This window comes from Microcoleus sp. B6-A1, assembly GCF_036705085.1.
In the GTDB taxonomy this organism is placed as follows: Bacteria; Cyanobacteriota; Cyanobacteriia; order Cyanobacteriales; family Microcoleaceae; genus Microcoleus.
Window position 1 is genome coordinate 1 of record NZ_JAUBTU010000175.1, and the last position, 3,710, is coordinate 3,710.

The 3,710-nt window shown below is 49.1% G+C and carries 3 protein-coding genes and 1 riboswitch; all 3 genes read left to right on the top strand.

Annotated features, from left to right (window positions below):
- The first annotated feature begins 252 nt into the window (after positions 1-252).
- Positions 253-332, top strand: a riboswitch (adenosylcobalamin-variant (AdoCbl-variant) riboswitch).
- A gap of 8 nt (positions 333-340) precedes the next feature.
- The 3 genes from cobG (at position 341) to QUB11_RS30915 (ending at position 3,481) form a co-directional block, all read left to right on the top strand.
- Positions 341-2,008, top strand: a complete 1,668-nt coding sequence (gene cobG / locus QUB11_RS30905) for a precorrin-3B synthase (protein ID WP_333392539.1) — start codon at positions 341-343, stop codon at positions 2,006-2,008.
- A gap of 136 nt (positions 2,009-2,144) precedes the next feature.
- On the top strand, positions 2,145-2,774 hold the full coding sequence (locus QUB11_RS30910) for a precorrin-8X methylmutase (RefSeq protein ID WP_333392541.1): 630 nt from the start codon (positions 2,145-2,147) through the stop codon (positions 2,772-2,774).
- A complete protein-coding gene (locus tag QUB11_RS30915) occupies positions 2,771-3,481 on the top strand; it encodes a precorrin-2 C(20)-methyltransferase (protein WP_333392543.1) in 711 nt (236 codons plus the stop codon). Before QUB11_RS30910 ends, QUB11_RS30915 begins: the two co-directional genes overlap by 4 nt.
- The last annotated feature ends 229 nt before the right edge of the window (positions 3,482-3,710 follow it).

A 3,710-nucleotide genomic window follows, 5' to 3' on the forward strand; every position in this document is an offset into this window, starting at 1 on the left:
GCTGCTGTAAGGTTGTTGTCATGGTTTTATGATTGCTGTATTTGGTTGTCAATGTTCGGATGATGTTTATATTATTACGCCTATCGTTAAGGTTTGTAAAGGGGTTTGACGACAGTTAAACTGATGAAAGTCATCAGGAAAGCTGATGTAAGGAGAGAAAGGGGCGTAGCTTGCGGGGCCCGACGCGATCGCCAGAAGTTTTGTTAAGAAAGTTGAGGGTTTTGCTTTCTGTGGGTCAGGTCGTGATACCTTTCTAAAACCTGAAAGCGGGAAAGTCCGGTGCAATTCCGGCGCTGTGCCGCAACTGTAAAAGTCAGAATGCCGATTTCGGGGGCGCTTTGTGGGCGTTTACTTTTGGATTCCCTGCGTAGCACGGGGAGGAGATTATTTGTTAGCTTTGACTGATTTGCCGACTTGTCCGGGTTTATTTTACGGTTCCCAAGCCCGAGACGGAGTTTTATCGAGAATGCGGATTCCTGGGGGAATTTTAAACGCGCAGCAGTGTCGGACGATCGCCGATTTGTCAGATCAATACAGTACCGGCTGTTTGCAAGTGACAAATCGGGCAAATTTGCAAATCCGAGAAGTGAACTCGGAAATTGCCCCGGAAGTCTGGAACCGCTTGCAGGAATTGGGGATAGCCTCTCGCCGCGTTGAAGTTGACCCGATTCGCAATATTATGGCAAGCCCGACAGCAGGGATCGATCGCCAGCAGTTACTCGATACTCGCCCGCTAGTGAAAGCTTGGGATGATTACCTGCAAACACATTCCGAGTTGTCGGAACTTTCGCCTAAGTTCAGTATTGGCTTCGACGGCGGGGAATCGGTTTCGATCCAGGCTTTACGCAACGATATTTTATTAGCTGCTGAAGGGCCTTCAACCCAATCAGAAATCGTTTTTCGGCTGCATTTAAACGGCGATACAGGAATTTTAATCCAAGAATCGCAATGTATTTCAGTATTAGCCGCCCTCGCTAGCACCTATCTTGAATACACCAAAAATCGACCTCGAATTGATGGCAAAAAACCGCGTTTGCGTCACCTGCTGGCAGATTGGGGCACTGAAAGTTATCTAGAAAAAGTACAGCAGAATTTACCATTTTTATGGCAATTCACATCTTGTACCTTTCCCAAAAACAGGCAAGATGCCTGTTCCACAAAGAGTGAATTTCCTTGTGGGGTGGGCATCTTGCCCGCCCGATCGATCGCCTTTCCCAAAAACAGGCAAGATGCCTGTTCCACAAAGAGTGAATTTCCTTGTGGGGTGGGCATCTTGCCCGCCCGATCGATCGACTCATCTGCAAGGGCGATCGAACAATCCCGACATCTCGGCATTCATCCTCAGCGACAGTCCGGTTTCTCCTACATGGGAATTGCACTGCCTCTCGGTAGGCTAGAATCAAAGCAACTGCTGAATTTGGCAAATTTAGCCCAAAATCTAGCCAGCGGTACCCTGAGACTTACGCCGTGGCAAAATCTGTTGATTTCTGATATCCCCAACTCCCAGCTTTTTGAGGTAAAACAGCAAATCGCCGATTTGGGATTGCACTCGTCGGCGACTCGCCTAGATTCGTGCTTGGTGGCTTGTGCGGGCAGCACCGGCTGTGCGTCGGCGGCGACAGATACTCAAAGTCACGCCCTAGCAATGGTGAGGGATTTAGCGCAAAAATTGACGATCGACCTGCCGATTAACATTCATTTCAGCGGTTGCCAAAAGTCCTGCGCCCAGCACCAGCCAATTGATATCACGCTGGTGGGAATTCAGATTGAGCGAGGACACGAGACGATCGAAGGTTACGACATTTATGCGGGTAGAAAAGATTTGCCCTTCGGACGACCAATTTTTCCGGCGGTGAGTTGGGCCGAGATGCCCGGTGCGATCGAGCGAATGTTGCAGGTATATCAGCGGTTTCGAGAGCCTTGGGAGTCATTTGGTGAGTTTGTCGATCGGCAGGCGATCGACCAATTACAGGAGTTGTTAAGCACCGAAAATGGGAATTTAAAGTGAAAAAATATCCGATTCAAACTGACAATTTTTAAGCATTTCCCTTGATATTTCTTCCTTCGCGTCCTTTGCGCCTTCGCGGTTCATTCAAAAAATCAATTTCACAAATCCCACAAAATTCCCATAGCAGTTTTAAACAATGATTGACTACATTCGAGACGGAACAGAAATCTACATTAAATCCTTCGCCACAATTCGATCCGAAGCAGATTTGTCAAGCTTGCCGCCCGATTTAGAATCGGTAGCCGTGCGACTAATTCACAGTTGCGGCATGACCGATATTGTTACAGATTTAGCCGCTTCGCCCGGTGCAGCCACCGCGGGACACAACGCCCTCGTCGCAGGTGCGCCCATCCTGTGCGATGCCCGGATGGTGGCCGAAGGTATCACTCGCAAACGCCTTCCCGCTGACAATCCGGTGATTTGCACCCTCTGGCATTCCGAAATCCCGGAGTTGGCGCGGCAAATCGGAAATACTCGATCGGCTGCGGCGCTTGATTTATGGCTGGACAACTTGCAGGGTGCGGTTGTGGCAATTGGCAATGCCCCGACTGCTTTGTTCCGACTACTGGAAATGCTTGATGCCGGAGCACCTAAACCGGCTTTAATTCTGGGTTTCCCGGTAGGATTTGTGGGGGCTGCCGAATCCAAAGCCGAACTGGCCGCCAACAGTCGGGGAGTGCCATTTATTACGTTGCACGGGCGGCGCGGTGGCAGTGCAATGGCAACGGCGGCCGTGAATGCGTTAGCGAAAAAGGATGAATTATGACTAAGGCGAATGGTAAATTGTACGGTTTGGGTATTGGCCCTGGTGATCCAGAATTGATCACATTGAAAGCTTATCGGATTTTGCAATCGGTGCCGGTGATTGCCTATCCGGCGATGGAAAATGGTAAGGTGCTGGCGCGGGCGATCGTCGCAGATTATCTGCGCCCGGAGCAAATTGAGATTCCGATGCCACTGCCTTTTAGTCCGACGCGATCGTCTCAACCTTATTATGATATTGCTGCCGAGAAAATTGCCGCCCATCTGAGCGAGGGACGGGATGTGGCGGTGCTATGTGAGGGCGAACCTTTTCTCTACGGCTCGTTTATGTATCTATTCAACCGTTTGTCGGCGAGATTTACCACTGAAGTTGTGCCGGGAATTTCTTCGACAATGGCGAGTGCCGCTGCGTTGGGGGTGCCGCTGACTTATCGTAACGATGTGTTAAGTATTATGCCTGCGACGCTGGATGCTGAGGTTTTGCGCGATCGACTGGCGGTTGTTGATGCTGCTGTGATTATTAAACTGGGGCGGCATTTTGCGAAAGTCCGGGACGTACTGATTGAGTTGGGACAGTTCGATCGAGCATTGTATATAGAACGCGCAACTATGCCGAATCAGCGAATTCGGGCGATCGCAGATGTCGATCCCGCTGAAGTTCCCTATTGGGCTCTCATTATGATACCTAGCCAGCAGAAGTCTGTATCTTAATATTTCCATGCCTGAAGGCGACGCGCTTCCAGGCTTTACCTACTTTTTGTCCATTCTTTCCCATTTATCCACCATTCCTGCTATTGATAAGTCAATCTTATACATATCATCAGTTAATCTGTTGTTAAAAAACTTTACAAACCTGAGAATATGCTTTATGTTTATTTACATGGCGGAACACAAAGCCGTCACGAACATTGAAAACCAAATAAAGCAATCATAAACAAAT